Consider the following 25,075-nt stretch of genomic DNA (forward strand, 5'->3'; position numbering starts at 1 on the left):
ACAGCCAACCATGACTAGCGTGAGGCGCAGTGACAATCGGGGCTTCGCCCCGGCCGGGGGCTTCGCCACCCGGACCCCCGAAAGGCATGCCATGAGCCACGAGGTGAGCCGGTTCCCGGTGACGGAACTCGAAGACCTGCCCGACGACCTGCGCGAGCGCGTCGGCGTGATCGCGGAGAAGTCCGGGTTCACGCCGAACATCTTCCGCGCGCTCGGCCACCGGCCGGCCGAGCTGCGCGCGTTCCTCGACTACCACGACGCGCTGATGGAACGGTCCGGCGGACTCAGCAAGGCCGAGCGCGAGCTGGTCGTCGTCGCGACGTCGGGTGCCAACCACTGCACCTACTGCGTCGTCGCGCACGGCGCCATCCTGCGCATCCGCGCCAAGGACCCGGAGCTCGCCGACCGGGTGTCGAGCAACCCGTGGCAGGTGGAGCTCGACGAGCGCGGCCGCGCGATCGTCGACCTGGCGCTCGCGCTGGCCCAGGACTCGGCGCTGTTCGGCGAGGGTGATCTCGAAGCCGCGCGCGACGCCGGCCTGACCGACGACGAAATCTGGGACGTCGGCGCGATCACGGCGTTGTTCGCGATGTCGAACCGGCTCGCGCACCTGACGGCGCTGCGGCCGAACCCGGAGTTCTTCCTGCTCGGCCGGACTCCACGCTAGAACTCCCGGCGCCAGGTCTCTTCGGTCAGCTTCGGACCCCAGTCGTCGAAATCCTCTTCGCCGACGACCTCGAACCCGGCCGCGCGGTAGAGGGCGCGGGCGGCGTCGAGGATCGACACCGTCGACAGTTCCATCGCGCGGTAGCCGTGGGCCCGGGCGAACTCGACGCACTCGGTGACCAGCCGCCGGCCCACGCCGTGGCCACGGGCCGACGGCTCCAGCAGCAACAGCCGCAGCTTCGCGGTGTCCGCGTCCTGCCCGCGGGCGCACGCGATGCTGCCGACGCGCTCCCCGTCGAGCTCGGCGATCCAGAACGCCTGGCGCGAGTCGTCCTGAGCGGCGAAGTCCGCGACGATGCGAGCGACGAGTCCTTCGAACCGGTGGGTGAAGCCGTACTCGCGGGCGTACAGCGCGCCGTGCCGTTGCACCACCCATCCGAGGTCCCCCGGTCGTGGCGGGCGGAGGACGAGCACCGGGTCGCGACGGCGTTCGGCGACGACGTCGCCGATGGTGCGCATGGCGGTCAGCAGACGCTGCTGGTCCTCGTCGGCGAAGCGCCGGAGCAGCCCGCCGATCTGGTCGGTCGAACGGCGGTTGAGCAGCGCGAACGCGTCCCGGCCCGCCGGCGTCGGCCGCACGAGCTGGCGGCGGGCGTCCTCGTCGGACCGTTCACGGGAGATCAGGCCACGGGACTCGAGGCGGGTGAGCAGCCTGCTGGCGTAGCCGGCGTCGAGATCCAGGCGTTTCCGCAGGTCGGTGACGGCCAGCGGGTCCTGCTGGGCGAGCTCGAACAGCACCCGGGCTTCGGGGAGGGAGTACTCGGCGTCGGCCGGGCCTTCGTCGAGCACCCCGATGACTCCGGTGTACAGCCGGTTGAAGGCGCGGACCGCGGCGACCCGTTCGGCCAGCTCGACGTCGTTCATTGACCACCTCAACAAAGTCGTTGACGAAGTCAATGATTACGCGACGCGGCGGCCCGGGCAAGAAGTTTTCGGGCGGGTTTTCGGGCAATGGGAAACCCCGTGATGCTGCCAGGTCGGGGGTCCGCCAGCATCACGGGGTCGTAGGGGGTATCGACGCGGATTTGCGCGGCGTTACACCTTCACTAGTTTGTGGCATAGGTCACTCGAATGGGCGACCGCCACGGGGTGAGAGATCAGCGCATGTAGCCCTGTCGAGCCTGCGCGATCGCGATGAGTTCCTGACGAACCGTCGCGGTCGCGGCGGTGTCGATCGCCCGGTTCAGCGCCCGGCGAGTGCGAACCTCGGCGCGACGGGCACGGAGCTTGGCGGCGATGTTGTTCATCGGTGTCTGCATCCCCTTCAAGGGTCTTGGTTGGCTTGTGCCTCTAGTATGCACCTTTTTTCACAAGGAAGCCAACGAATGTCCGGTGATGTGGCGCACTCGCCGATGAATCATCGGCAAATTTGGGAAAGAGCCGGAGAGATGAGGGTGGCGGCGGTCACGACGAAGCAACCCGGCTAGCGGCTTATAGCGCTGTCTAGCGTTGGGCCTAGATATTCGTAGTGAGCGGGATAAGCCGTCAGTCGCGGCCGAGCAGGTAGTGCCCGAAGTGCGGGACGGTGAAGGCGATCTGGCCCCGCTCGGCGGAGTACACCAGGCCCTTCTTCATCAGGCTGTCGCGCGCCGGCGAGAGGGACGAGGGCTTCCGCCCCAAGAAGACGGCGACGTCGGCGGTGCCGGCGGCTTCGTCCCGCCCCTGCGTCAGCTCGGCCATCGCGAGGAGGTACTCGCGCTCGGCGGGCGTCGCGCGCTCGTAGCGCGAGCCGAAGAACCCGACGGCCAGCTCCGACTCCGCCTCGGGCGCGGCCACCTGGACGTCCTTGAGCGTGATCGGGTCGGCCGGTGCCGCGTCCCAGGCGGCCTTGCCGTAGGCCTGGATGAAGTACGGGTAGCCGCCGGACGCGTCGAAGAGCGCGTCGAGGGCCTCCGGCTCGATGCTGGCGTCCTCACGCTCGATCGGCGCCATCACGGCGAAATCGGCGTCCCCGCGGTCGAGCCGGTCGATGCGCGCGTAGCGGAAGAGCCGCTCGGAGTAGGACTTGGACGCCGAGAGCACCGCGGGCACGTGCGGCAGCCCGGCACCGACGACGACCAGCGGCGCCCCGGACTGCGAGAGCTCGTGGCAGGCGGCGCAGAGCGCGGAGACGTCGTCGGGCTGCAGGTCCTGGATCTCGTCGATGAGCAGCGCGACCCCGGTGCCGACGTCCGCGGCCAGCTCGGCGACGTCGGTGAACAGCTCGACGAGGTCGATCTCGATGTCCCCGGAGTCGGCGCGCCCCTGCGCGGCGGGCACGTCGATGCCCGGCTGCCACCGGTCGCGCAGCTTCGCGTCGGCCTTGTTGGCCCGCAGCGCAAACGCTTTCAGCACGCCGAGCACCTCTTCGACCCGGTCCGGCGCCCGGTGCCGCACGGCGAGGTCCCGGATGGCCCGGTGCAGCGCGGCGGACAGCGGCCGCCGCAGTTCGGCGTCCGGCCGCGCCTCGATCTTCCCGGCGCCCCACTTGTGCCGCACGGCCATCGCCCGCAGCTCACCGAGCAACACGGTCTTCCCGACCCCGCGCAGCCCGGTCAGCACCAGGCTGCGTTCGGGTCTCCCCCGCGCGACGCGCTCCAGCACCACTTCGAAGGCCTTGAGCTCACGCTCACGCCCGGCCAGCTCGGGAGGCCGTTGCCCGGCGCCCGGCGCGAAGGGGTTGCGGATGGGGTCCACTCTGCCAAGCTATCGACGTATCTAGCGCGAGCCCGATATTCCGCCATAGACGGCTAGCGCGTGTCGCCGATGTTCGACCGGATGGCCGAGCGGATCGACGGCTTCGGTGTGGCACGGTGGCGCGGTGATCGGGTTCGAGGTGGGTTCGGCGGTGACCGGCACCGTCTCGCTGATCCCGCGGCCGGGTGCCATCGGGATCATCGTGGACCTGGACGGCGAGACCGAGGGTTTCGTCGATGTCCTGAGCCTGCCGAGGCAGGTGGAGTCGTGGCCGGCGGTCGGCACGAGGACGACGTTCGAAGTGCTCGACCGTCGACCCGGGCAGATCCGCCTGTGGCCGCTCGATGCTCGGTTCCGGTCGGGGCCGTTGGGCAACGGGGTGTCCGAAGACGACTGGCGGGCGCGGAAGAGCCGCTACCCGGTCGGCGTGACCTTGACGGCGGAGGTCAGCCAGGCATTCGTCTCGGACGGCTCGTACTTCGTCCGGTACGAAGGGGGCTGGTCGCTGCTGGAAGGCGAAGGTGACCTACCCGCGGTCGGCAGCCGCGCCGAATACGAGGTGGTCCGCCACCTCGACACGACCCGGCGCACGCTCCTGCGTCCTGTAGGTAAATAGATCCAGCGGGTACATAGAGACGAACAGGTCTGCAGCCCTGCTCGTCTCTACCCCCAGCGCGCACTACGACGCAGCGCTAGTCGCTCAGGTTCCGCTCCGCGTAGATCTTCATCGCGTCCCGGACGAACTCCGCCGTCGCGCCTTCGAAGCCGTAGCGCGGCTCGTCCACGTACAGCTGCCCCAGGCCCGCGAAGTAGCCCGCGGACACCGACGAAACTGCTGGTCGGAGCCACGAGTGCAGCCGGCGCGTGATCCCTTGGACCTCGGCCGAGTCCGGGGAAAGCCCGGCCGAGTGGGCCGCGCCGAACGCGGTGGCGATGTCCACCTGCTCCTGCTGGTGGGCCTTCTTATCCTCGGCCGACAGCGAGCGCCACCACCGGTCCCCCGTCTCGTACGCCGAAGCGCCCCAGCGCCGGGTGACCTCTTCCTGGTACTGCGTGTGGTCGAAGCCGTCGAACACCTCTTCTGCCATCAGTCGTTCACCTCCCTTCAGTTTCCGTAGCGTCGTGCGGACCGAGGCGATCTGCCGCTCGATCCGCCGCTGCTCCTGTTCGAGCAGGTCCAGGTGGGTCTCCAGCGCGGCCGCGCTGTCGCGCTGCCCGTCGAGGACCTCGGCGATCGCCGGGAGCCCGAGGCCGAGCTCGCGCAGCAACAGGATCCGCTGCAGCCGGACGAGCGCTTGCTCGTCGTAGTAGCGGTAGCCGTTGCCGCCGATCCGGCTGGGCTCGAGCAGGCCGACCGCGCCGTAGTGGCGCAGCGTCCGGCTCGTGGTCCCGGCCGAGCGGGCGATGTCCTGGATCGACCACTCCATGGCGTCGACGATAGAAGTTGACGCAACGTCAAGGTCAACCACTAAAGCTCTCTAAGACCGTCTAGTGATAAACCGATATTCGTCCAGACAGGGCTAGCAGGGTTCGGCGCCGAGCCGAGCGGGCACTCAAGTTGTAGGTTGACCAGGAAGAAGCCCGGACCAGGAAGGCAACGACCGTGATACTCCGTCGTGTGGCTCGCCCACTGATCGCCGCGACATTCGTGTACGGCGGGATCAACGTGCTCCGGAACACGCAGTCGCACGCGAAGACCGCCGAGCCGTTCCTCACGGATGCCTTCGACAAGCTCGAGGGCGTCATTCCCGAGCAGGTGCCGCGTGACCCGGCCACGCTCGTCCGCATCGACGCCGCCGTGAAGATCGGCGCCGGCCTCGCGTTCGCGACGGGCCGGGCGCCGCGGCTGGCGTCGGCGCTGCTGCTCGGCAGCTTGGTCCCGACGACGCTGGCGGCCCACAGCTTCTGGACGTTCCAGGACCCGGCCGAGAAGAAGAAGCAGCAGATCCAGTTCATGAAGAACGCCGGCCTGGCCGGTGGCCTGATGCTGGCCGTCGCCGACACCGCGGGCAAGCCGTCGGTCGGCTGGCGGGCGCGTCGCGCGGCGAAGGACGCCGGTCACGGCGTCGAGAAGCTGGGCCGCAAGGCCGAGAAGCGCGCGAAGAAGCTGGCGAAGAAGGCCGAGAAGGCCCTGCCCAACTGACGCACGCGAAAAGGGGCCGTCCCAGCCGGGACGGCCCCTTTTGCGTGCCTTACTTCTCGAGGATCGCGGTAACGCCCTGGCCGCCCGCCGCGCAGATGGAGATCAGGCCGCGGCCGGATCCCTTCTCGTGCAGCAGCTTCGCGAGCGTCGCGACGATCCGGCCGCCGGTCGCGGCGAACGGGTGCCCGGCCGCCAGCGACGAGCCGTTGACGTTCAGCTTCGCCCGGTCGATCGAGCCCAGCGGCTCGTCCAGCTCCAGCTTCTCCTTGGCGAACGCCGGGTCCTCCCACGCCTTCAGCGTGGCCAGCACCTGCGACGCGAACGCCTCGTGGATCTCGTAGAAGTCGAAGTCCTGCAACGAAAGCCCGGCGCGCGCGAGCATCCGCGGCACGGCGTAGGCGGGCGCCATCAGCAGGCCCTCGTCACCGTGCACGTAGTCGACGGCGGCGGTCTGCGAGAACGTCAGGTACGCCTGCACCGGCAGGTTGTGCGCCTTTGCCCACTCCTCGGTGGCCAGCAGCACGGTCGACGCGCCGTCGGTCAGCGGCGTCGAGTTGCCCGCGGTCATCGTGCCGCCCGGGCCGCCGAAGGCCGGCTTGAGCTTGGCGAGCTTCTCCGCCGTCGAGTCCGCGCGCAGGTTCTGGTCGCGCGCCAGCTTGAGGAACGGCGTCACGAGGTCGTCGAAGTACCCGCGCTCGTAGGCGGCGGCGAGGTGCTGGTGGCTGGCGGCGGCCAGCTCGTCCTGCGCCTCGCGCGTGACGTCCCAGACCTTCGCGGTCAGCGCCGCGTGCTCACCCATCGACAGCCCGGTGCGCGGCTCGGAGTTGCGCGGGATCGCCGGGACGATGTGGCCCGGGCGGATCTTCGCGACGAGCTTCAGCCGGTCGGCGAGCGTCTTCGCGGCGTTGAGCCCGATGAGGATCTGGCGCAGGTCCTCGTTCACGGCCAGCGGCGCGTCGCTGGTGGTGTCGACACCGCCGGCGATGGCCGAGTCGATCTGGCCGAGCGCGATCTTGTTGGCGACGTTGACGATGGCCTGCAGGCCGGTGCCGCACGCCATCTGGACGTCGGACGCGGGCGTCGCGGGCGAGAGCTTGCTGCCCAGCACGCTCTCTCGGGCCAGGTTGAAGTCCTTCGAGTGCTTGAGCACCGCACCGGCGGCGACCTCGCCGATCACCTCGTCCTGCAGCGAGAAGCGGCTGACCAGGCCGTCGAGCGCGGCGGTGAACATGTCCTGGTTCGACGCCTTCGCGTACGGGCCGTTGGACCGTGCGAAGGGGATCCGGTTGCCGCCGATGATCGCGACCTTGCGGACAGCTGGTGCTTTCTTGGGCGGCATGAACGTCACCTCTCTGGTCGGCTCTCTCACACTGTAACCTACTCGCAAGTAGGTTAGACTGCGACGTGACGCAGACTGCACGGGAGGCAACCGATGGCTGACAGGTACCAGCAGTTCACGAAAACCCCGTTGGGGAAGTTCGTGGTGCCGAAGCTCGGCCTGCCCAACCCCGCCACGCTGCGCCGGTACCAGCCCGGGCAACCCGCCCTCGAGGGTCCCGCACTTCTCGGTGCCGCGCCCGGTGGACGTCTGGAGAAAAAGGTCCGTGACCAGCTCGCGGACGCGGGCATCACCGTCGTCACCGCTTCGGGTGACAGGCACGCGGCGCTCGTGTTCGACGCCACCGGCGTCACCGAGCCCAGCGGCCTGCGCGCGGTCTACGACTTCTTCCACCCGGTGATCCGCAGCGTCGGCCCGTCCGGCCGTGTCGTCATCCTGGGTACGCCGCCCGAGCAGGTCGAGGGTCGCGAACGGATCGCGCAGCGCGCGCTCGAGGGCTTCGTGCGTTCCGTCGGCAAGGAGCTGAAGCGCGGCGCGACCGCTCAGCTCGTGTACGTCGCCGAAGGCGCCGAAGACGCGACGGAGTCGACCCTGCGCTTCCTGCTGTCCGCGAAGTCGGCGTTCGTCGACGCGCAGGTGATCCGGATCGGCGCCGAAGGCAAGACGGCGGCCGCGCCCGCGAGCTGGGAGAAGCCCCTCGATGGCAAGGTCGCGCTGGTCACCGGCGCGTCCCGCGGCATCGGCGCGGCGATCGCCGACGTCCTGGCCCGCGACGGCGCGCACGTCGTCGCCCTCGACATCCCGGCCCAGGGCGCCGACCTGTCGAAGGTCGCCAACAAGATCGGCGGTTCGGCGCTGCAGCTCGACATCACGTCCCCGAGCGCGCCCGCGAAGCTCGCGGAGTACCTGAAGGAGCGTCACGGCGGCGTCGACGTCGTCGTGCACAACGCGGGCATCACGCGCGACAAGACGCTGGGCAACATGAGCGAAAGCGCGTGGGACTCGGTGATCGCGGTGAACCTCGCGTCCCAGCTCGCGGTGAACGACAAGCTGCTCGGCGATCGCGTGCTGAACGAAAACGGCCGCATCGTCGGCGTCTCGTCGATCGCGGGCATCGCCGGCAACGTCGGGCAGGCGAACTACGCGACGTCGAAGGCGGGCGTCATCGGCATGGTGAACGTCGGCGCGCCGCAGCTCGCGGAGTACGGCGGCACGATCAACGCCGTCGCGCCGGGCTTCATCGAGACGAAGATGACGGCGGCGGTCCCGCTGTTCATCCGCGAAGCCGGCCGCCGGCTGTCCAGCCTCGGCCAGGGCGGCCTCCCGGTGGACGTCGCCGAGACGATCGCCTGGTACGCGAACCCGGGCTCGGCCGCGGTGAACGGCAACGTGGTCCGCGTCTGCGGCCAGGCCCTGCTGGGGGCGTGAGGCGTGGCGATCCGCGAACTCGACAGCACGCCCAGCCTGGCGACGCTGTACCCGAAGGCCCTGCTCCGCCTGCGCCGAACCGGCTCTTCGCTGCCGGACACAGAGTTGGTGCGCACCGGCATCGTCGTCGACCCGGCGCACCTGGCCGCGTACAACACGGTGTGCGGCTTCCGGCTGAGCGACGAGCTGCCCGCGACGTACCCGCACATGCTGGCGTTCCCGCTGCAGATGGCGCTGATGACCGAGCAGGGTTTCCCGTTCCCGCTGCTGGGGATGGTGCACGTGGCGAACCGCATCACCCAGCACCGCGCGCTGCGGCTGGGTGAGGCGCTGACGGTCCGCGTCCGAGCGGAGAACCTGCGCCCGCACGAGAAGGGTCAGCAGTTCGACGTCATCAGCGAGGCCCAGGCCGGCGACGAGACGGTGTGGACGGACGTCAGCACGTATCTGCGCCGCGGCGGCTCAGCCGGTCCTTCCGTCCGCCGTGAACAGCTGGCCCCGCCGACCCCGGACGCGATCTGGCGAATCCCGGGCGACATCGGAAGGCGCTACGCGGAGGTCTCGGGCGACCGCAACCCGATCCACCTGCACCCACTGACGGCGCGCCTGTTCGGCTTCCCTCGCGCGATCGCGCACGGCATGTGGACGAAGGCCCACGCGCTCGCGGCGTTCGAAGGTCGGCTACCGGAGGCGTTCACGATCGACGTCCGTTTCAAGCAGCCGGTGCTGCTGCCGGCCAAGGCGGGCTTCACGTCGTGGTCCACGCCGGAGGGCTGGGCGTTCGAGCTGTGGAGCAAGTCGAAGCCCCACCTGGACGGCACGATCACCTCACTCTGACGGCTTCCAGACCTCGCCCTCGATGAGGTCGTTGAAGCCCAGCCAGACGAGGTTCATCAGCCACGACGCCAGGACGCCGTCCGAGATGTCGGGGTGGTCCAGGGCCCAGTCGGCCAGCGACTCGGCCGCCCCGACCAGGGCCGCGGACAGGCCTTCACCGGAGAACTCGGCCTGCTCGCCGACGCCCTTGCGGGTGCCGGCGGAGACGACGAGCGCCGCGACCAGCTGGATCGCGCGCGCCCGCATGTCGGTGATCTCGGCGGCGAACGCGCCGCCGACGGTCAGGGCCTGGCGGTGCAGCACCGTCCACGACTCGCGGTACTCGGCGACGAACCGGTAGAACGAGCGGAGGCCGTGCCACAGCTGCATGTCCGGCGGCAAGTCGGGCTTCACCCCGGCCTGGATGGCCTCGAGCAGCCGCGTCGCCTCGCGGCGGATGCACGCGCCGAACAGGTCCTCCTTGGAGCCGAGGTAGGTGTAGATCATCGGCTTCGAGACGCCGGCGACGTCGGAGATCTCGTCCATCGACGCCGCGTGGTACCCGTGGCGCGAGAAGACCTGGACGGCCGCGTCCAGGATCTGGCGCTCGCGCACCGCACGGGGCAGCCGCCGAGCCCGTTCGGGCGGACGCTGATCATCCTCTGACACGCTGGACCTCCCTGTTACTGACCGGAGACGGTACCGGGCGTTGACCCGGTGGGGTGATTTCGGCACGCTTGCCCGCCTACCTACTGGCGGGTAGCCTTACGCTCGGGTAACTGGAGAGGGAGTGACCATGGCCGACAATGCCGGGATGACCAGCGCCGATCAGGTTGTCGGCCTCCGCGGTGCGGCGCTGCTCGACGCGCTGGAGCGGCTCGACCCGCTCGGCCCCGAGGCGCATGCCCTCGACGTCAACGCCCTCGCCGACGCGGTCGACCCGCGCGACCTCGGCAAGGACGACTTCCGCCGGCTCCTGAACGCGCTGCTGCGCCTGGCCGAGCGCGCCCCCGCGTTCGACCTGAGCAAGGTCGACCCGACACGCTTCGCGTCACTGGTGTCTTCGGCGTCGCGGGCGCAGCTCGAGAGCGTCGTCGCCGAGCGGCCGTTGCGCGAGCGCGTACTGGACGAGATCTTCGCCCGGATGGGCGCGCACATCCGGTCCGACCGAGCCCGCGACCTGCACGCGGTCGTCCACTGGCGCCTGGCCGGCGGAACCGGCGACGGCGGTTACGACCGCTACGAGACAGTCATCTCGAAGGGTTCGTGCACGGTCAGCCGCGAGATGCGCGAACGCCCGCGCGTCACGATCACGATCGCCCCGGCCGACTTCTTCCGGCTCATCACCCACCAGGCGACGCCGGCCGTGTTGTTCGTCACGGGAAAAATCAAAGTCAAAGGTGACCTCGCCTTTGCCGCCGGCCTGATCGGTTTCTTCGACCTTCCGAAACCCGTATAGTTCGTCGCCGTGCCCCGAAATGCGGACGACCGCCCTTGGCGATCCCGCCTGCGCACTTCCCGCCGTCCGGTGCGCATCCGGGCGAGCCACGCGATCAACGGCTTCGCCGAGAAGCTGGTGATCGGCAACCTGACGGCCGAGCAGTTCATCCAGGTCCTGGAAACCCTGCACATGCTGGGAAACGCGGGCGCGGGCATCGAGCTGAGTTCACTGTCGACAGACGTCCTGGTCGACGTCGTCCGCCGTGCCTCCCGCGACCAGCTGAAGGCCATCGCCGACCACCCGGAACTCCGATCGGTCTTCTTGGACGAGATATTCCGCAGAATGTCGGAACACTTCCTCCCGGAGCGAGCTCGTCACGTGGACTTCGTCGTTTCCTGGCGCTTTTCCGACGGCGTCGGCGAGGACGGCTACGACCGCTTCCAGACGGTCATCGAGGACGGAGTGTGCGTTTCCAGCTCCGATCTGTCCCGCACCCCGGACACCACGATCACCCTGTCGGTGGACGACTTCATCCGCATGGCCACGGGAAACGCAGCGGTAGCGGCAATGTTCGTAACGGGCAGGGTGAAGGTCAAGGGCGAGTACGCCCCGGCGGTGCGGTTCTCGAGCTACTTCGACATCCCCAAGCCCACGGCGGACTAGTTATTCTCCTGTCACCCCGTGGGTGTGTTCGAGCGAGTGCCAAGGTCAGTGTTCCGCGGTGAACGCACGCAGCGAGTCGTGAGCTGCACGGCGAACTCGCCGTCAGGTTCCTCGGACAGGCGACCTCTGCCCTGTGTAGGTTCTCCGAACACAAACTCGCTCCGTGAACGGTCACGTTGCACGAATTGCCTTGGTTGTTACTCCACGTGGTCACGGGCACGTCACATCGGTCTGAGCACCGAGTGCAGCATCCGCCGGCGTGTCGGATTCGGGACTCGTTCGGAAGGGGCCGGCCCGACTTATAGACTCCCTTCTCATGACCGACGGACAGCCGCCTTCGCCTACGTCTGCGCAGGTCGAGATGGTCGACCTCTTCGCCGGTCCTGGTGGCCTCGACGTCGCAGCTCACTGGCTCGGTGTGTCCGTTGCGGGCATCGAGTGGGACAACGATGCCTGCGAGACCCGCAGGGCAGCGGGTTTGCCCACCGAGCACGGCGATGTTCGCCATTCCAAGCCTCTCGACTATCCCGATGCACGAATCCTCACCGGTGGTCCGCCCTGTCAGACCTACACGGTCGCGGGGAAGGGTGAAGGACGCAAAGCCCTCGATCGGGTGCTGGGTTTCGTCGAGGCCATGGAGGAGGGCGAGGATGTGATTCCCGCTCTCAGGAAGCTGAAAGACGAACGAACCGGTCTTGTCCTGGAGCCCTTGAGGTGGGCCCTCGACGCGGCTGACCGGGGTGCCCCGTACGAGGCGATCCTGCTGGAGCAGGTTCCCGCCGTGTTGCCGGTGTGGACGGCATTCGGTCGCGTCCTCAAGGCTCGGGGTTACAGCGTCGACTGCGGAATCCTCCACACCGAAGATTTCGGAGTCCCGCAAACACGTCGCCGGGCGATCTTGATCGCTCGGCTCAACGGCGAAGCGAAATTGCCCACTCCGACTCACCGTCGTTACCGCAAGGGGCGAGTCCAAGAGGACGGCGACCCGCGCCTTCGCCCCTGGAAGACGATGGGTGAGGCTCTCGGCTGGTCGGAGCAGTTCACCGTGCGGTCCAACTACGGAACCGGTGGTGACCCGAAGTTACGTGGCGAGAGAAGCTCGGAACAGCCGGCGTTCACGGTGACCGGCAAGGTGTCCCGCAACCGTCTCATCGGCCGAGGGAAGGGCCTGCCCGAGCGGTTCAGCGACCACGAGGCAGGCCGGCTCCAGACTTTCCCGTACGATTACCCCTGGTCGGGGCGAGGGATCGCGCAGCAGATCGGCAACGCGATCCCTCCGAGGCTGGGGGTACACGTTCTGGCCGCGGCGCTGGGTATGGAACTCGACGATGCCAAGCTGGACAACTGCGTCAAGCAAAGTTGGCGGGTAACCCGCAGTGGCGTCAAAGGCCTTGTCAAGAAGCCGACTGGTTCGTAGCGCGGCGCTCGCGGACCGCTGTGATCACCCGGTGCGCCGCAGTCTCCACGGTTTCGTGCTCCCAAATGCGGACGGACAGCCAACCGGCGTCGTGAAGACGATTGTCGGTGTCGGCGTCGCGGCGCCGGTTGGTTTCGATCTTGGTGCGCCAGAACTCGGCGTTGGTCTTGGGCCATGTGGCGTGATCCGGACAACCGTGCCAAAAACAGCCGTCGACGAATACGGCGACGCGCGCCGGACCGAACACCAAATCGGCTTCGCGACGCACGGCCTTCACGGGCCTGCGGTGCACGCGGTAACGAAAACCAGCTCTGTGCAGGGCCTTGCGCAACGCCATCTCGATCCCGGTGTTGCGGGACTTCTGCTTGCTCATTCGGATGCTTACCGCAGACGTGGTCTTCAGAGGCTCCACCTGCACATTGTGGCAAGGCCTCCGGTCTACGGCGAGGCCGTGGGTCTAACCCTCGATGATGCGGCCTTCGATCACAGGGCGCGCCTTGTCTTCCGACGACGAAGGCGGCACTACGTCGCTGTCCACCACCATCACCGGACCGCGGCGCTGGTTGGCGAAGCGCACCGCTCGCTTCTCCATTCGCCGCAGCCACAGCTTGCGGGCCACCGCTCGGGACGGTGGCAGCATCAGCAGCAGGCCCAGGACGTCGCTGACGAAGCCCGGGATCAGGATCAGTACCCCGCCCAGGCCGACCAGCATGCCGTCGGTCAGTTCCTTCTCTGCTGAACGCCCTGATCGGGACGTCTCGATGAACGCGCGCATCGCCTTGGCGCCTTCGCGGCGGGCGAGCCAGGAGCCGATGAACGCGCCGGCCAGCAGGAGGCCCAGCGTGCCGAGCACGCCGACGGCCGAGCCGACCGCCCAGATCGCGGCAATCTCGGCGATGACGTAGAGCAGAAACACGACAGCCATACCAGCACAACGAACGAGCTGTCCGATTTGCTCCCGGCCTGCCTGAGCAGCGTCTCGATCATTGACCGCAACCCCAGCGCCAAGCGGTGGGACTCCGCTGTGCGCAGCAGGTGGATCGTCAAGTCACCGTGCAGCGACCCCAACAGCAGGTGCGCGATGAGGTCCGCGTCCAATGACGGCGCCGCCGACTTGAGCAGGCCCGCGACGTGCGCGTGCCAGGACAGGTAGATCGGGCTGTTCAGGCGGGTCCGTCGAGGCCTGCTCGAACGCCGCCATCACTGTGACGTTCTTCGTCGCCAGCTCGACCACCGCGTCGAAGAAGGCCGCCAGACGCTCGGCCGGTGGGGCGCCCGGGCCCAGCGGCGGTGGTTCCGATTCGAGGGCCGACGACAAGGCCCGCACTCGCTCTTCGACCACCGCGCGCATCAGGCCTTCGCGGTTGCCGAAGCGGTGGAACACCGTGCCCTTACCGACGCCCGCCGCCTGCGCGACACGGTCCATCAATACGTGCTCCAAGCCCGTGCGTGGCAAGTAGGTCCTCGGTCGCGCGCAGGATCGCCCGGCGGTTGCGAGTCGCGTCGCAGATGTGAGCAGTGGTGCAGCGCGGGACGGGGGGTCCCGAGGTGCTGAAGGTGGAAGAACGACCCAGGCCGGAACGCCGCGACGGCGAGGTGCTGATCCGGGTCGAGGCGATCTCTGTGCCGTTCTACGAAACCCAGCTGCGGTGCGGGATGCTGCCCGGCGGGGAGCCCGCGGTGTTCGGGCACGAGGCCGTCGGTGTTGTGGTCGAAGCCGATGACGAACAGCTGGTCGGACGTCGGGTCGCCGGCATGTCCTACGTCGGCGGTGTGTACGCCGAGTTCGTCGCCGCGAGCCAGTACACGCTGGTGCCTGAGCGGGTGTCCTCCGAGAACGCCGTCGGCGCGGCCGTTCCGGCGGCGGTTGCGATTGCCTTAGTGCGTACGGCCAAGATCGTCGACAGCGAGACCGTGCTGGTCGAGGCCGCGTCCGAGTCGATCGGCGGGCCGCGCGCCGCCGAGCTCGTGCCGAAGCTCGCGCCGCGGGGGCGGATTCTCGCCTACGGCCTGCTCAGCGGCGAGTTTCCGGTGCTCACGGTCGCCGATCTCATCTCGCGGGGACTCACTCTGATCGGCTTCGGCGGCCCGGACGCCTATGGCAAGGACGTCGCCGCCGCCCGCGGCGAAGCACTGCGCCTCGTCGCGGACGGCACCCTGACGCCGGTGATCGACCGGACGTACGCGCTCGAGGACGTCGTCGAGGCGCACGCCCGGGTCGAAAGCCGCGAAGGCGTCGGCAAGGTGCTGCTCGTTCCCTAGCTCGGGATCTCGTCCAGGTACGCCTGCGCCTGGAGCGTGAACAGCTCCGCGTAGCCCGCCTTCGCCGCCATCAGCTGCTCGTGCGTGCCGTACTCGGCGACCTTTCCGTGCTCCAGCAACAGGATCCGCTCCGCCTGGCGCACGGTCGAGAACCGGTGCGAGATGTACAGCGTCGTGCGGCCCTCGGACAGTTCGCGCAGGCGAGAGAACAGGTCGTGCTCCGCCTGCGCGTCCAGGGCCGACGTCGGCTCGTCGAGGATCAGGATCGGGGCCTCCCGCTGGAACGCCCTGGCCAGCGCCACCTTCTGCCACTCGCCACCGGACAGGCTGACGCCCTGGTCGAACCAGCGTCCCAGCGGCGTTTCGTACCCCTGGGGCAGGCGCTCGATGCGCTCGTCCGCGCCGGCTCGGCGGGCCGAGTCCTCGATGTGCGGGCGGTCCTCCAGCCGGGTCAGGTCGCCGAGGCCGATGTTCTCCGCCGCGGTGCCCTGGTACGTCACGTAGTCCTGGAACATCGCGCTGATCCGCGTCCGCAGCTCGTCCGGGTCGTACTCGCGGATGTCGACGCCGTCGAGGCGGATCCGGCCGCCGGTCGGGTCGTAGAGCCGGCACAGCAGCTTGAACAGCGTCGACTTGCCCGCGCCGTTGCGGCCGACGACGGCCACCGTCTCGCCCGGCCGGATCTCGAAGCTGACGCCGTCGAGGGCCGGTTCTTCCGCGCCGGGGTAGGCGAACGTCACCGAGTCGAACTCGATGTGACCCTCCACTGTGGACGGCATCGGCCGCGGCTTCTCGGGCGCGGTGATCTCCGGTTTCGTGCCCAGGAAGCGGTAGAGCGTGTCGAGGTAGAGGTTGTTCTCGTACATCCCGGAAAACGCCGTGAACAGCCCGGACACCGACGTCTGCACGGACGCCGCCGCGGCCGTGTACAGCGCCAGGTCGCCCAGCGTCAGCCGACCGCCGACCGCCTCCAGCGCGATGTACAGCGCGATCGCCGACCCGACGAGCGTGCTCAGCAGCCCCCAGGACGTCGAGCTGATGTTGCGGTTGATCGTCAGCTTCCGCTGCCGCTCGTAGGAGACGACGCCGAGCCGGCGGAACCGGTCGACGAAGTACGGGCCGAGCCCGAACAGCTTCGTCTCCTTGGCGTAGGTGTCCGTCGTGACCAGCGAAGACAGGTAGTCCATCCGCCGCTTGATCGGCGACATCAGGAAGGTGAGCCAGAACGCGCGTGAACCGTACTTCGACTGCGAGATGAACGCCGGGATCGGCGCGAGCAGCGCGACCAGCGCCAGCAGCGGGCTGACGGCCACCAGCAGCGCGATCATGCTGCCGAACGTGATCAGCGTCCGCACGAGCCCCAGCGCGGAGTTCATCATCGACAGCGGCCGGGTCGGCGCCTCCTGCGCGGCCTGGCGCAGCATGTCGTAGGACGCCGAGCCCTCGAAGTACGCCAGGTGCAGCTCGCTGGAGTGCGCCATCACCTGGTGGCGGATGGTCAGCGTCATCCGCTCCTGCAGCAGCGTCTGCGCGATCGACGTCGCCGCGCTGCTGATCGCGGTCGCGGCGAGCACGCCGAACTGGAACAACGCGACGTTGACGATGTCCATCGTCGTGCCGCGGTGCTGGATCGCCGCGACGACCGAGTCGAGCAGCAGCTTCGCGATGTACGCGGTCACCGTCGGCAGCAGGCCCGACAGCAGCGTGATCAACGCCAGCATGATGGTCAGGACCGGGCTCGCCTGCCAGGTCAGCTTGACGACCTTGGGCAGGCCGCGGACCGTGCCCGAGACCGACGTCTTCGCGCGTTTCAGCCGGGAGCGCCAGTCCTTCGGCTGGTCGTCCTGCTTCGGCTCCGGGATGTCGACCGGGCCGGTCAGCCCGCTGTCCGGGACCGTCGAGATGGCTCGCCGCCGGCCGCGCCGGGCGATCGCGAACTCCATCCCGCCCCCACCGCCCGGGATCATTTGGCCTCCACGGCGCCGTGCAGGAAGACGTCGACCACCTGGCGCGTGGTGGGCGCGTCGTCGTCCGGGGCCATCCGGCGGCCGCCGAACAGCATGGTGAGGAACAGGGCGGCCAGGTGCTCGGGTGACAGCCGCAGGCGGTCCTTCTCGGGCTCGAACAGTTCGGTCATCGCGCCACGCATGGCGGCCATCGACTCCCGGCGGCCGCCCTTCCAGCTGCCGCGCAGGCGCTGTTCGGGGTCGCGGTGCTTGATCCGGCCGGACGCGTGCAGGGCGCCCATCAGCGCGCCCATCCGCTCGAGGTGCGCGCCGAGCGCTTCGGCCGCCTCGACGAGCCGGTCCTCCAGGGGCTGGTCGACGGGGATTTCGGCGATGGCGTCGAGGACGTGGTCGGGACGCAGGGCTTCGGCCGTGCAGGCGTCGAACAGCTCGTCCTTGTCCTTGAACGCGCGGAAGATGGTGCCCTCGCCGATGCCGGCGGCGCGGGCGATCTGGCTCGTGGTGACGGTGGCCCCGTGCTCCATGAGCAGGGGCAGCACCGCGTGCACGATCATGCTGCGCCGGGCTTCGACGCTCATGCCAGGCGCTCTACGCCGGGTTTCGGGTGCTGGTGTCATGCGACCAGTGTGCGGAGTGAGTGCTCACTCCGTCAAGCGAGTATAAGTTGGCTCTCATGGGTGTGGTCTGGGCGATGGCGTTCCCGATGCTGCTCGTGCTGCTGTTCCTGCTCGCCGTGCTCGAGGTCTGGGGCCGCCGGTTCCTGCCGTGGCACCGCCGCGGCGACGGCCAGCGGGTGGCGAGCGTGGCCGCGACCGAGGAGGTCGAAGCGCTGCTCGGCGGCACGAAACACCACGACCTCGAGCAACGCCAGGTCCAGCTGATGCTGGTCGACGACGAAGCCGACGGCGCCCCGCCGCGCACCCGCGTCGACCTCGACGCCGGGAAGTTCGTCATCCGAGAGCCGTGAGGGGCACCCTCATGGCCGTAAAGACCATGAGGGTGCCCCTCACGAACTCCTAGTAGGTCATCGCCATGGCCGGGTCGGCAAGGAGGGCGCCGACGTCGGCCAGGAACTCCGAGCCCTGCTGGCCGTCGACCACGCGGTGGTCGAAGCTCAGCGACAGCTGCAGCACCTTGCGGACCTTGATCTCGCCGTCCACCACCCACGGCTGGTCCTTGATCGCGCCGAGGCACAAGATCGCGGACTCGCCCGGGTTGATGATCGGCGTGCCGGTGTCGACGCCGAAGACGCCGACGTTGGTGATCGTGATCGTGCCGTTCGCCATGTCGGCCGGGGACGTCTTGCCCTCGCGGGCGACCTCCGTCAAGGCGGTCAGCGCGCTCGCCAGTTCCTTCAGCGACAGCGAGTCGGCGTCGCGGACCTTCGGCACGATCAGGCCGCGGGGCGTCGCCGCCGCGATCCCGAGGTGGACGTAGTCCTTGTAGACGATCTCCTGCGCCGCCTCGTCCCAGACCGCGTTGATGTCCGGGGTGCGCTTCGCCGCCAGGCACACGGCCTTCGCCGCGAACGTCAGCGGCGTGACCTTGACGCCGGCGAACTCCCGCGACTTCTTCAGCTTCTCGCGGAACTCCATCATCGGCGTGACGTCGATGGTCAGGAACTCCGTGACGTGCGGAGCGGTGTACGCGCTCTGCACCATCGCCGCCGCGGTCATCTTGCGGACGCCCTTGATCGGGACGCGCCGCTCGCGGGTCGCCGGGTCGTAACCGGTGTCCACAGTGGACGCCGCCGCGGCGGCCGGGACCGCCGAGCCGTTGGCCGCGCGCTCGACGTCGTCACGCGTGATGACGCCGCCCGAAGCGGTGCCGGTCAGTGCGTGCAGGTCGACGCCCAGGTCCTTCGCCAGCTTCCGCACCGGCGGCTTCGCCAGCGGCACGTAACCACCGCGCGGAGCCGAAACCGGAGCCGGAGCAGCAACCGGAGCAGGAGCAGGCGCAACGACAGCAGCCGCGGGAGCGGGCGCCGAACCCTTCCGGGCCCGCCGCTGCGTGACGACGGCCTTGGAGCCGTAGCCGACCAGCGGCTTCATCTCCTCTTCCTCAGCCGGAGCGGCGGCAGGAGGAGCGGCGGCGGGAGCAGGAGCGGCAGTGCCGCCGGGGTCGACGTCGATGGTGAGGATCGGCGTGCCGACCTCCACCGTCTGACCCGGCTCGACGTGCAGCTCCGTGACCACGCCGGCCCACGGGATCGGCAGCTCGACGGCCGCCTTCGCCGTCTCGATCTCGACCACGATCTGGTTGACCGTCACCGTGTCGCCCGGCTTCACGTGCCACGACAGGATGTCGGCTTCGGTCAGCCCCTCGGCCGTGTCGGCGAGGGGGAACTGCTTGAACGTTGGCATGACGCGGAAATCCCCCTTACCAGGCGAGCGAGCGGTCGACGGCGTGCAGCACCCGGTCCAGGTCGGGGAGGTAGTGCTCCTCGAGCTTGGCCGGCGGGTACGGCGTGTCGAACCCGGTCACCCGGAGGACGGGCGCCTCCAGCGAGTAGAAGCACTCCTGCTGGACACGCGCGGCGATCTCCGACGTCAGCGACGACTCCGACGGCGCCTCCGACAGCGCGATCAGCCGTCCGGTCTTGCGCACCGACTCGAACACCGGGCCGAGGTCCAGCGGCGAGAGCGTGCGCAGGTCGATGACCTCGAGGGACTTGCCCTCGTCGTCGGCCGCGGCGGCCGCGTCGAGCGCGACCTTCACCGACGGGCCGTACGCGACGACCGTCGCCGTGGTGCCCTCACGGACGACCTGCGAGGAGAACATCTGCTGCGGCGTGCCCGTGACGTCGATCTCCGCGCGCAGCGCACCCGAGTGGTACAGCCGCTTCGGCTCGAAGAACAGGATCGGGTCGTCCGACTTGATCGCTTCCTGGATGCCCCAGTAGGCGTCGACGGCGTTGGAGATCGAGACGACCTTCAGGCCCGGGATGTGCGCGAACAGCGACTCCGGCGACTCCGAGTGGTGCTCGACCGCGCCGATCCCGCCGCCGAACGGCACCCGGATCACGACGGGCATCTTGATCTTGCCCTGCGTGCGGTAGTGCAGCTTCGCCAGCTGTGACGAGATCTGGTCGAAGCCCGGGAAGATGAAGCCCTCGAACTGGATCTCGCAGACCGGCCGGAAGCCGCGCACGGCCAGGCCGACCGCGGTGCCGATGATGCCGGACTCGGCCAGCGGCGTGTCCAGCACGCGCTGCTCGCCGAAGTCCTTCTGCAGGCCGTCGGTGATCCGGAAGACGCCGCCGAGCTTGCCGACGTCCTCGCCCATGATCAGGACCTTGGGGTCCTCTTCCATCGCGCGGCGCAGGCCGAGGTTGAGCGCCTTGCCGATGGTGAGTTTCTGGAGATCGGTCATCAGTGCTCACCCGCCGATACGAAGCCGTCGAGGTAGGACAGGAACTCTTCGCGCTGCGCGTCGAGGACGGGGTTGCCCTCGGCGTAGACGTTGCTGAAGATCCGGTCCGGCGGCGGCTCCGGCATGTTGAAGGTGTACTCGCGCAGGTCGGCGGCGAAGGCGTCGGCCTCGGCCTGGACCTGGTCGAAGAAGTCGTGGTCGGCGCCGCCCTTGCGGGCCAGGAACGCCCGGACGCGCTCGATCGGGTCCTTGAGCTTCCACTCTTCGAGCTCGTCGGACAGCCGGTAGCGCGACGGGTCGTCGGTCGTCGTGTGCGCGTCCATCCGGTAGGTGAACGCCTCGATCAGGACGGGGCCGTTGCCGTGGCGGCACTCGTCGAGCGCCCAGCGGGACACCGCGAGGCAGGCCAGGACGTCGTTGCCGTCGACGCGGATGCCGGGGAAGCCGTAACCGCGGGCGCGCTGGTAGAGCGGCAGGCGCGACTGGCGCTCGGTCGGCTCGGAGATCGCCCACTGGTTGTTCTGGCAGAAGAACACGAGCGGCGCGTCGTAGACCGCGGCCCAGACGAATCCTTCGTGGACGTCGCCCTGTGAGGTCGCGCCGTCACCGAAGTAGCAGATCGTGGCTTCGCCGTCGTCGTCCCCGACCTTGCCCTCGAACTTCTGCCCCATCGCGTACCCGGCGGCGTTGAGCACCTGGTTGCCGATCACGATGGTGTACGGGTGGAAGCCCGTGCCCTGGTAGTCCCAGCCACTGTGGTCGGTGCAGCGGAAGATGCCGAGCAGGTCCTTCATGTCGACCCCGCGCGCGTACGCGACGCCGTGCTCGCGGTAGCTGGGGAACGCCATGTCGTTCTTCTTCAGCGCGCGGCCCGACCCGATCTGCGCGGCCTCTTGGCCGAGCAGCGGGACCCAGATGCCGAGCTGGCCCTGGCGCTGCATCGCGTTGGCCTCGCGGTCCGCGCGGCGGACGAGCACCATGTCGCGGTACAGGTTGCGGAGGGCTTCGTCGTCGACGTCGTCGACGTACTTGTCGAACTGCGGCGACGGGACCCGCTCGCCTTCGGGGGTGAGCAGCTGAGTCAGCTCAGCGCCACCTTCGCTGGTCGCTCGCAATCCGGCGATCACCTGCTCGGGGGAAGGCTGGGCCGCGACGGCGGCCGGTCCATCTCCAGGCTCCGGGTGCGTCCACTGTTCGGACGGCATGGGCGTTGCTCCTCGGTGTCGGTGCCTCTGGCGGCCGCTTGTGGCGACCACAGCGACTGCACCGGCGGCGACCAGCGTTTCGGGTCTCCGAAGCGCTCGGTCACCGTCGGCGTTGACGGTTCACGCCGTCATCCTGGCACGAAGGTCCGCGCTTTGGTCAGCCACGGTTGCTGATTTGTTGCTGAGAAACGGGCTCTGAACAGGCAAAACGCTAGGAAGCCCGAGCATTGGACCTACGAGAGTAGGTCGTCGGTCCGCGCGTTCACCAGGCGCGCTCGGGCGGGTGCGTACCTCTGCGTGTGCGCTCGTGTGCCCCGCGAAGCCGACCTTGTGACGTGCCGCACGCCGGGACGCCCGTGGCACGATGGGCGTCGTGGAGCCGAAAACCGTGCGTGAATCCGTCGTGTCCGGCTGGACCGACGACGTCATCCCGAGCCTGTCCGGACTGGTGGCCATCCCCGCCCTGTCCCCGGCCTTCGACGCCGAATGGGCGAAGACCGGGCACCTGGCCGCCGCCGTCGAGCACGTCCGCGAGTGGATCGCCGCGCGCGACCTGCACGGCGCGACCCTCGACGTCGTCGAGCTGCCGGACCGGACCCCCTTGCTGCTCGTCGACGTCCCGGCGACCCCGGGCGCGGCGGACAAGGGGACCGTCCTGATGTACGGCCACCTCGACAAGCAGCCCCCGGTGGGCGGCTGGTCCGACGGCCTCGACCCGTGGACCCCGGTGATCCGCGACGGCCGGCTGTACGGCCGCGGCTCCGTCGACGACGGCTACTCCGGCTACGCGGCGACGACGTCCATCGAGGCCGTGCACGCCGCCGGCGGTGAGCACGCGCGCATCGTCGTGCTGCTGGAGACCGGCGAGGAGTCCGGCAGCCCCGACCTGCCCGCCTACGTCGAGCACCTGGCCGACCGGATCGGCGAGGTCTCGCTGGTCGTCTGCCTCGACGCCGGTGGCAGCGACTACGAGCGGTTGTGGCTGGTCACGAGTCTGCGCGGGATGCTGCACCTGGACGTCACCGTCCAGCTGCTGGGCTCGGCGCAGCACTCCGGTGTCGCTTCGGGTGTCGTCGCGAGCTCGTTCCGCGTCCTGCGGAACCTGCTCGAGCGGCTCGAGGACAGCGCCACCGGTGAACTGCTGCTCGACGAGCTGAAGGTCGAGGTCCCGGCCGACCGGCTGGCCGAGCTGGAGGCCGTCTCGAAGGACTTCCCGGAGGCGCTGTCGAAGGCGTTCCCGCTGGTCGAGGGTGGTCGCGTGATCACAGAAGACGCGCTGGAGCTGATGCTCAACAACGCGTGGCGGCCGACCCTGTCGATCATCGGCGCCGACGGCTTCCCGAAGCCGGCCGACGCGGGCAACGTGCTCCGCGAGAGCACGACGTTGACCCTGAGCTTCCGCCTCCCGCCGACGGTCGACGCCGCGAAGGCGCTCGAAGCCGTGAAGCGGACCCTGACCACGGACGTCCCGTACGGCGCGAAGGTGACCTTCGGCGACAACACGCAGTCGGAGGACGGCTGGAACGCGCCGACCGAGGCGCCGTGGCTGACGGCGGCCCTGCAGACGGTCAGCGACGGCGTCTTCGGCCAGCCGCACCGCGCGACCGGCATGGGCGGCTCGATCCCGTTCATGGGCCTGCTCTCGCGCAAGTACCCGGAGGCCCAGTTCCTGGTCACGGGCGCGTGCGGCTCGGACTCGAACATCCACGTGCCGGACGAGTGGCTGCACCTGGAGTACGCGCAGCAGGTCACGGAGGCCGTCGCGCACATCCTGGACGCCCACGCCCGCGGCTGAAGCCGGTAGCGGCGCGCCTCCCGGGAGGCGCGCCGCTCAGGCCAGCCGGGTCAGGTGGACCGAGACGTCCAAAGTGGACTGCCCGCCGCCCGTGAAGATGCCCTTCAGCGGCGCCACGTCCGCGTAGTCGCGGCCGTACGCGACCCACACGTGCCGGGGCCCCACCGGGATCGCGTTGGTCGGGTCGTACGCCCACCAGCCGCCCGTCCAGACGTCGACCCAGGCGTGGGACTCGCCGGCCACGACTTCGCCCAGCTTCGCGTCCTTCTTCGTGTGCAGGTAGCCCGACACGTACCTCGCCGGGACGCCGATCGCGCGCAGCATCACCAGCGTGACGTGCGCGAAGTCCTGGCAGACGCCTTCGCGCGCCTTCCACGCATCGGTCGCCGTCGAGTGGACGCCCGTCGTGCCCGGTTGGTACTTCAGCTGCTTGTTCACCCACTCGCACACCGCCAGCACCGCGTCCGCCGGGTCGAGGCCGGTGCGCAGGGCGCGCGCCTCGCGCGCCAGCTCGAGGTCACGCGGGGTGTAGTCGGTCGGGGACAGGTACTCCGTGCGGTGGTCGATCACCGTCTCGCTGCGCAGGTCGCGCCACGACGCCACACGGATCGGCTCGGCCTCGTCCGCCGTCTCGACCACCGACGTCGCCAGCACCGCGAACTCCGTGTGCGGCGCGTGGAGGTCGAACGACGTGACCACCGTGCCCCAGTAGTCGGTGTAGCGGTACGCGCGGGTCGCGGGGGTCGTCTCGATGCGCGTCGCCACCGTCGTCTGACGGCGGTCCGAGCGCGGGGTCAGCCGCGCCTCGTTGTACGACTGCGTCGCCGGCGTCGCGTACCGGTACCCCGTCCGGTGGGCCACCCGAAGCTGCCAGGTCACAGCGAAACCTCCGCACCGCTCCACGCCACCCACGGCGACGTGCTGAAGTACTGCATCGACACGGATTCGCCGATCTCCTTGATCGACGTCTGCAGCGTCCCCAGCCGTCGCGGCAGGTCGGTCAGCAGGTCCGACGGGCGCAGGAACTCCAGCTCGCTGCGGGCCCGGCCGAGTTCGCGCAGCGCCTCGGACTTCTCGTTGTTGCGTGCCGCGCCGCCCGGGTCGAGCCGCTGCAGGCACTCCTCCGCCTGCCGCAGCGCGTGGAACACCGACCGCGGGAACAGCGTGTCCCGCAACAGGAACTGCACGACCCGGCCGGCGTCGAGCGCGCCGCGGTAGGTGCGCAGGTAGGTGTCCTGCGCGCCGGCCGAGCGGAGCACCGTGATCCAGCCCGGGGACGACGCGCGGTCCGAAACCCGCGACAGCAGCAGCCGCACCACCATGTCGGCGCGTTCGATCGAGCGGCCGAGCACCATGAACAGCCAGCCGTCGTCGCGGCTCATCGTCGAGTCGGCGAGCCCGGCGAACATCGCCGCGCGCTCTTCGACGAACGACAGGAACGCGTGCGGCCCGGCGCGCCGGGCGTACCGCTGGCGGTCCGGCACCGCGTTCCACGTCGCGTTCAGGCACTCCCACAGCTCGGTCGAGACGACCTCCCGGGCGCCGCGCGTGTTCTCGCGGGCCGAGTTGATCGAGCCGACGATCGACGCCGGGTTGTCCTTCGCGTACGCCACCAGCTCGGTCAGCTTCCAGACGTCGAGGGACTCGGTGCCCTCCGACTCGATGCCCAGCACCGCCAGCAGCTGACGGCTCGCGTTGTCCGGGTCGACACTCGCGTCCTCCAGCAGCTGGTGGACCGAGACGTTGAGGATGCGGGAGGTGTCGTCGGCGCGTTCGACGTACCGGCCGATCCAGTACAGCGACTCCGCGTTGCGTGCCAGCATGG

At 69.3% G+C, this 25,075-nt stretch carries 27 protein-coding genes; 11 read left to right on the forward strand and 16 right to left on the reverse strand.

Annotation, left to right across the window (positions count from 1 at the left end):
* Positions 1 to 91 precede the first annotated feature (91 nt).
* Positions 92 to 667: a peroxidase-related enzyme gene (locus ACIOD2_RS37100; protein WP_400549232.1), complete on the forward strand. Its 576-nt coding sequence runs from the start codon at positions 92 to 94 to the stop codon at positions 665 to 667.
* Here ACIOD2_RS37100 and ACIOD2_RS37105 read toward each other — a convergent pair.
* The 3 genes from ACIOD2_RS37105 to ACIOD2_RS37115 form a co-directional block, all read right to left on the reverse strand.
* Positions 664 to 1,590 carry a GNAT family N-acetyltransferase gene (locus ACIOD2_RS37105; protein WP_400549235.1) on the reverse strand — a complete coding sequence of 309 codons (927 nt, stop codon included), beginning with the start codon at positions 1,588 to 1,590 and terminating at the stop codon, positions 664 to 666. The genes ACIOD2_RS37100 and ACIOD2_RS37105 overlap by 4 nt on opposite strands.
* Before the next feature lie 233 nt (positions 1,591 to 1,823).
* The gene (locus ACIOD2_RS37110) at positions 1,824 to 1,973 is read right to left on the reverse strand and encodes a hypothetical protein (protein ID WP_323325032.1); all 150 of its coding nucleotides are present in this window, start codon (positions 1,971 to 1,973) and stop codon (positions 1,824 to 1,826) included.
* A 238-nt stretch (positions 1,974 to 2,211) separates the two neighbouring features.
* Positions 2,212 to 3,402, reverse strand: a complete 1,191-nt coding sequence (locus tag ACIOD2_RS37115) for an AAA family ATPase (protein ID WP_392759892.1) — start codon at positions 3,400 to 3,402, stop codon at positions 2,212 to 2,214.
* A 124-nt stretch (positions 3,403 to 3,526) separates the two neighbouring features.
* Here ACIOD2_RS37115 and ACIOD2_RS37120 point away from each other — a divergent pair, with 124 nt between their 5' ends.
* Positions 3,527 to 4,018 (forward strand): hypothetical protein, encoded by a 492-nt coding sequence (locus ACIOD2_RS37120; RefSeq protein WP_400549240.1) that lies wholly within the window; start codon positions 3,527 to 3,529, stop codon positions 4,016 to 4,018.
* A 76-nt stretch (positions 4,019 to 4,094) separates the two neighbouring features.
* Here ACIOD2_RS37120 and ACIOD2_RS37125 read toward each other — a convergent pair whose 3' ends face one another.
* Entirely contained in the window at positions 4,095 to 4,829 is a 735-nt protein-coding gene (locus ACIOD2_RS37125; protein ID WP_400549243.1) for a MerR family transcriptional regulator, read from the reverse strand.
* A 176-nt stretch (positions 4,830 to 5,005) separates the two neighbouring features.
* On the opposite strand from ACIOD2_RS37125, the gene ACIOD2_RS37130 reads away from it, so the two are divergent.
* The gene (locus ACIOD2_RS37130) at positions 5,006 to 5,545 is read left to right on the forward strand and encodes a DoxX family membrane protein (protein WP_400549246.1); all 540 of its coding nucleotides are present in this window, start codon (positions 5,006 to 5,008) and stop codon (positions 5,543 to 5,545) included.
* A gap of 49 nt (positions 5,546 to 5,594) precedes the next feature.
* On the opposite strand, the gene ACIOD2_RS37135 is transcribed toward ACIOD2_RS37130, so the two are convergent.
* Positions 5,595 to 6,884, reverse strand: a complete 1,290-nt coding sequence (locus ACIOD2_RS37135) for an acetyl-CoA C-acetyltransferase (protein ID WP_400549249.1) — start codon at positions 6,882 to 6,884, stop codon at positions 5,595 to 5,597.
* Positions 6,885 to 6,977: 93 nt separating this feature from the next.
* Here ACIOD2_RS37135 and ACIOD2_RS37140 point away from each other — a divergent pair, with 93 nt between their 5' ends.
* Together ACIOD2_RS37140 and ACIOD2_RS37145 are read left to right on the forward strand one after the other, a co-directional pair.
* Positions 6,978 to 8,312 (forward strand): 3-oxoacyl-ACP reductase, encoded by a 1,335-nt coding sequence (locus ACIOD2_RS37140; RefSeq protein WP_400549252.1) that lies wholly within the window; start codon positions 6,978 to 6,980, stop codon positions 8,310 to 8,312.
* Positions 8,313 to 8,315: 3 nt separating this feature from the next.
* Positions 8,316 to 9,149, forward strand: coding sequence for a MaoC family dehydratase (locus tag ACIOD2_RS37145; RefSeq protein ID WP_400549255.1), 834 nt, complete (start codon positions 8,316 to 8,318; stop codon positions 9,147 to 9,149).
* Here the strand turns inward: ACIOD2_RS37145 and ACIOD2_RS37150 are convergent.
* Positions 9,141 to 9,797, reverse strand: coding sequence for a TetR/AcrR family transcriptional regulator (locus ACIOD2_RS37150; RefSeq protein WP_285477575.1), 657 nt, complete (start codon positions 9,795 to 9,797; stop codon positions 9,141 to 9,143). The genes ACIOD2_RS37145 and ACIOD2_RS37150 overlap by 9 nt on opposite strands.
* Positions 9,798 to 9,924: 127 nt before the next feature.
* On the opposite strand from ACIOD2_RS37150, the gene ACIOD2_RS37155 reads away from it, so the two are divergent.
* From ACIOD2_RS37155 to ACIOD2_RS37165, 3 genes are all read left to right on the forward strand, one after another.
* Entirely contained in the window at positions 9,925 to 10,587 is a 663-nt protein-coding gene (locus tag ACIOD2_RS37155; protein WP_400549258.1) for an SCP2 sterol-binding domain-containing protein, read from the forward strand.
* Between the two features lie 93 nt (positions 10,588 to 10,680).
* On the forward strand, positions 10,681 to 11,232 hold the full coding sequence (locus ACIOD2_RS37160) for an SCP2 sterol-binding domain-containing protein (RefSeq protein WP_400550620.1): 552 nt from the start codon (positions 10,681 to 10,683) through the stop codon (positions 11,230 to 11,232).
* A gap of 316 nt (positions 11,233 to 11,548) precedes the next feature.
* Entirely contained in the window at positions 11,549 to 12,649 is a 1,101-nt protein-coding gene (locus ACIOD2_RS37165) for a DNA cytosine methyltransferase (RefSeq protein WP_400549261.1), read from the forward strand.
* Here ACIOD2_RS37165 and ACIOD2_RS37170 read toward each other — a convergent pair.
* From ACIOD2_RS37170 to ACIOD2_RS37180, 3 genes are all read right to left on the reverse strand, one after another.
* Positions 12,627 to 13,052, reverse strand: coding sequence for a very short patch repair endonuclease (locus ACIOD2_RS37170; protein WP_400550622.1), 426 nt, complete (start codon positions 13,050 to 13,052; stop codon positions 12,627 to 12,629). The genes ACIOD2_RS37165 and ACIOD2_RS37170 overlap by 23 nt on opposite strands.
* 54 nt (positions 13,053 to 13,106) lie before the next feature.
* Positions 13,107 to 13,574, reverse strand: a complete 468-nt coding sequence (locus ACIOD2_RS37175) for an FxsA family protein (protein ID WP_400549263.1) — start codon at positions 13,572 to 13,574, stop codon at positions 13,107 to 13,109.
* Positions 13,575 to 13,697: 123 nt separating this feature from the next.
* The gene (locus tag ACIOD2_RS37180; protein WP_400549266.1) at positions 13,698 to 14,075 is read right to left on the reverse strand and encodes a TetR/AcrR family transcriptional regulator; all 378 of its coding nucleotides are present in this window, start codon (positions 14,073 to 14,075) and stop codon (positions 13,698 to 13,700) included.
* A 131-nt stretch (positions 14,076 to 14,206) separates the two neighbouring features.
* On the opposite strand from ACIOD2_RS37180, the gene ACIOD2_RS37185 reads away from it, so the two are divergent.
* Positions 14,207 to 14,911 carry a zinc-binding dehydrogenase gene (locus ACIOD2_RS37185; RefSeq protein WP_400549269.1) on the forward strand — a complete coding sequence of 235 codons (705 nt, stop codon included), beginning with the start codon at positions 14,207 to 14,209 and terminating at the stop codon, positions 14,909 to 14,911.
* On the opposite strand, the gene ACIOD2_RS37190 is transcribed toward ACIOD2_RS37185, so the two are convergent.
* Positions 14,908 to 16,854, reverse strand: coding sequence for an ABC transporter ATP-binding protein (locus tag ACIOD2_RS37190; RefSeq protein ID WP_400550624.1), 1,947 nt, complete (start codon positions 16,852 to 16,854; stop codon positions 14,908 to 14,910). The genes ACIOD2_RS37185 and ACIOD2_RS37190 overlap by 4 nt on opposite strands.
* Positions 16,855 to 16,874: 20 nt before the next feature.
* A complete protein-coding gene (locus ACIOD2_RS37195) occupies positions 16,875 to 17,456 on the reverse strand; it encodes a TetR/AcrR family transcriptional regulator (protein WP_400549272.1) in 582 nt (193 codons plus the stop codon).
* 95 nt (positions 17,457 to 17,551) lie between these two features.
* Here ACIOD2_RS37195 and ACIOD2_RS37200 point away from each other — a divergent pair, with 95 nt between their 5' ends.
* Positions 17,552 to 17,845, forward strand: a complete 294-nt coding sequence (locus tag ACIOD2_RS37200) for a DUF6191 domain-containing protein (protein WP_400549275.1) — start codon at positions 17,552 to 17,554, stop codon at positions 17,843 to 17,845.
* Positions 17,846 to 17,894: 49 nt separating this feature from the next.
* Here the strand turns inward: ACIOD2_RS37200 and ACIOD2_RS37205 are convergent, their stop codons facing one another.
* Genes ACIOD2_RS37205 through pdhA form a run of 3 tightly spaced genes read right to left on the reverse strand, consistent with a single transcriptional unit; the run spans position 17,895 to position 21,455 of the window.
* The gene (locus tag ACIOD2_RS37205) at positions 17,895 to 19,241 is read right to left on the reverse strand and encodes a dihydrolipoamide acetyltransferase family protein (protein ID WP_400549278.1); all 1,347 of its coding nucleotides are present in this window, start codon (positions 19,239 to 19,241) and stop codon (positions 17,895 to 17,897) included.
* A 16-nt stretch (positions 19,242 to 19,257) separates the two neighbouring features.
* Positions 19,258 to 20,250, reverse strand: a complete 993-nt coding sequence (locus tag ACIOD2_RS37210; RefSeq protein ID WP_400549281.1) for an alpha-ketoacid dehydrogenase subunit beta — start codon at positions 20,248 to 20,250, stop codon at positions 19,258 to 19,260.
* Positions 20,250 to 21,455 (reverse strand): pyruvate dehydrogenase (acetyl-transferring) E1 component subunit alpha, encoded by a 1,206-nt coding sequence (gene pdhA / locus ACIOD2_RS37215; RefSeq protein ID WP_400549284.1) that lies wholly within the window; start codon positions 21,453 to 21,455, stop codon positions 20,250 to 20,252. The genes ACIOD2_RS37210 and pdhA overlap by 1 nt, the downstream gene beginning before the upstream one ends.
* Before the next feature lie 373 nt (positions 21,456 to 21,828).
* Between pdhA and ACIOD2_RS37220 the strand changes: the two genes are divergently transcribed.
* Positions 21,829 to 23,250, forward strand: a complete 1,422-nt coding sequence (locus ACIOD2_RS37220; protein ID WP_400549287.1) for a M20/M25/M40 family metallo-hydrolase — start codon at positions 21,829 to 21,831, stop codon at positions 23,248 to 23,250.
* A 36-nt stretch (positions 23,251 to 23,286) separates the two neighbouring features.
* Here the strand turns inward: ACIOD2_RS37220 and ACIOD2_RS37225 are convergent, their stop codons facing one another.
* Both ACIOD2_RS37225 and ACIOD2_RS37230 read right to left on the reverse strand, forming a co-directional pair.
* Entirely contained in the window at positions 23,287 to 24,129 is an 843-nt protein-coding gene (locus tag ACIOD2_RS37225; protein WP_400549290.1) for a transglutaminase domain-containing protein, read from the reverse strand.
* Entirely contained in the window at positions 24,126 to 25,073 is a 948-nt protein-coding gene (locus tag ACIOD2_RS37230) for an alpha-E domain-containing protein (protein ID WP_400549293.1), read from the reverse strand. The genes ACIOD2_RS37225 and ACIOD2_RS37230 overlap by 4 nt, the downstream gene beginning before the upstream one ends.
* Positions 25,074 to 25,075: the final 2 nt, after the last annotated feature.

It is taken from the genome of Amycolatopsis sp. NPDC088138, assembly GCF_044741685.1.
Classification (GTDB): domain Bacteria; phylum Actinomycetota; class Actinomycetes; order Mycobacteriales; family Pseudonocardiaceae; genus Amycolatopsis.

Coding starts and splice junctions, on each gene's coding strand:
- ACIOD2_RS37100 (WP_400549232.1), top strand. CDS start 92: ATGAGCCACGAGGTGAGCCGGTTCCCGGTGACGGAACTCGAAGACCTG.
- ACIOD2_RS37105 (WP_400549235.1), bottom strand. CDS start 1,590: ATGAACGACGTCGAGCTGGCCGAACGGGTCGCCGCGGTCCGCGCCTTC.
- ACIOD2_RS37110 (WP_323325032.1), bottom strand. CDS start 1,973: ATGAACAACATCGCCGCCAAGCTCCGTGCCCGTCGCGCCGAGGTTCGC.
- ACIOD2_RS37125 (WP_400549243.1), bottom strand. CDS start 4,829: ATGGAGTGGTCGATCCAGGACATCGCCCGCTCGGCCGGGACCACGAGC.
- ACIOD2_RS37135 (WP_400549249.1), bottom strand. CDS start 6,884: ATGCCGCCCAAGAAAGCACCAGCTGTCCGCAAGGTCGCGATCATCGGC.
- ACIOD2_RS37140 (WP_400549252.1), top strand. CDS start 6,978: ATGGCTGACAGGTACCAGCAGTTCACGAAAACCCCGTTGGGGAAGTTC.
- ACIOD2_RS37155 (WP_400549258.1), top strand. CDS start 9,925: ATGGCCGACAATGCCGGGATGACCAGCGCCGATCAGGTTGTCGGCCTC.
- ACIOD2_RS37165 (WP_400549261.1), top strand. CDS start 11,549: ATGACCGACGGACAGCCGCCTTCGCCTACGTCTGCGCAGGTCGAGATG.
- ACIOD2_RS37175 (WP_400549263.1), bottom strand. CDS start 13,574: ATGGCTGTCGTGTTTCTGCTCTACGTCATCGCCGAGATTGCCGCGATC.
- ACIOD2_RS37180 (WP_400549266.1), bottom strand. CDS start 14,075: ATGGACCGTGTCGCGCAGGCGGCGGGCGTCGGTAAGGGCACGGTGTTC.
- ACIOD2_RS37190 (WP_400550624.1), bottom strand. CDS start 16,854: ATGGAGTTCGCGATCGCCCGGCGCGGCCGGCGGCGAGCCATCTCGACG.
- ACIOD2_RS37195 (WP_400549272.1), bottom strand. CDS start 17,456: ATGAGCGTCGAAGCCCGGCGCAGCATGATCGTGCACGCGGTGCTGCCC.
- ACIOD2_RS37200 (WP_400549275.1), top strand. CDS start 17,552: ATGGGTGTGGTCTGGGCGATGGCGTTCCCGATGCTGCTCGTGCTGCTG.
- ACIOD2_RS37205 (WP_400549278.1), bottom strand. CDS start 19,241: ATGCCAACGTTCAAGCAGTTCCCCCTCGCCGACACGGCCGAGGGGCTG.
- ACIOD2_RS37210 (WP_400549281.1), bottom strand. CDS start 20,250: ATGACCGATCTCCAGAAACTCACCATCGGCAAGGCGCTCAACCTCGGC.
- pdhA (WP_400549284.1), bottom strand. CDS start 21,455: ATGCCGTCCGAACAGTGGACGCACCCGGAGCCTGGAGATGGACCGGCC.
- ACIOD2_RS37230 (WP_400549293.1), bottom strand. CDS start 25,073: ATGCTGGCACGCAACGCGGAGTCGCTGTACTGGATCGGCCGGTACGTC.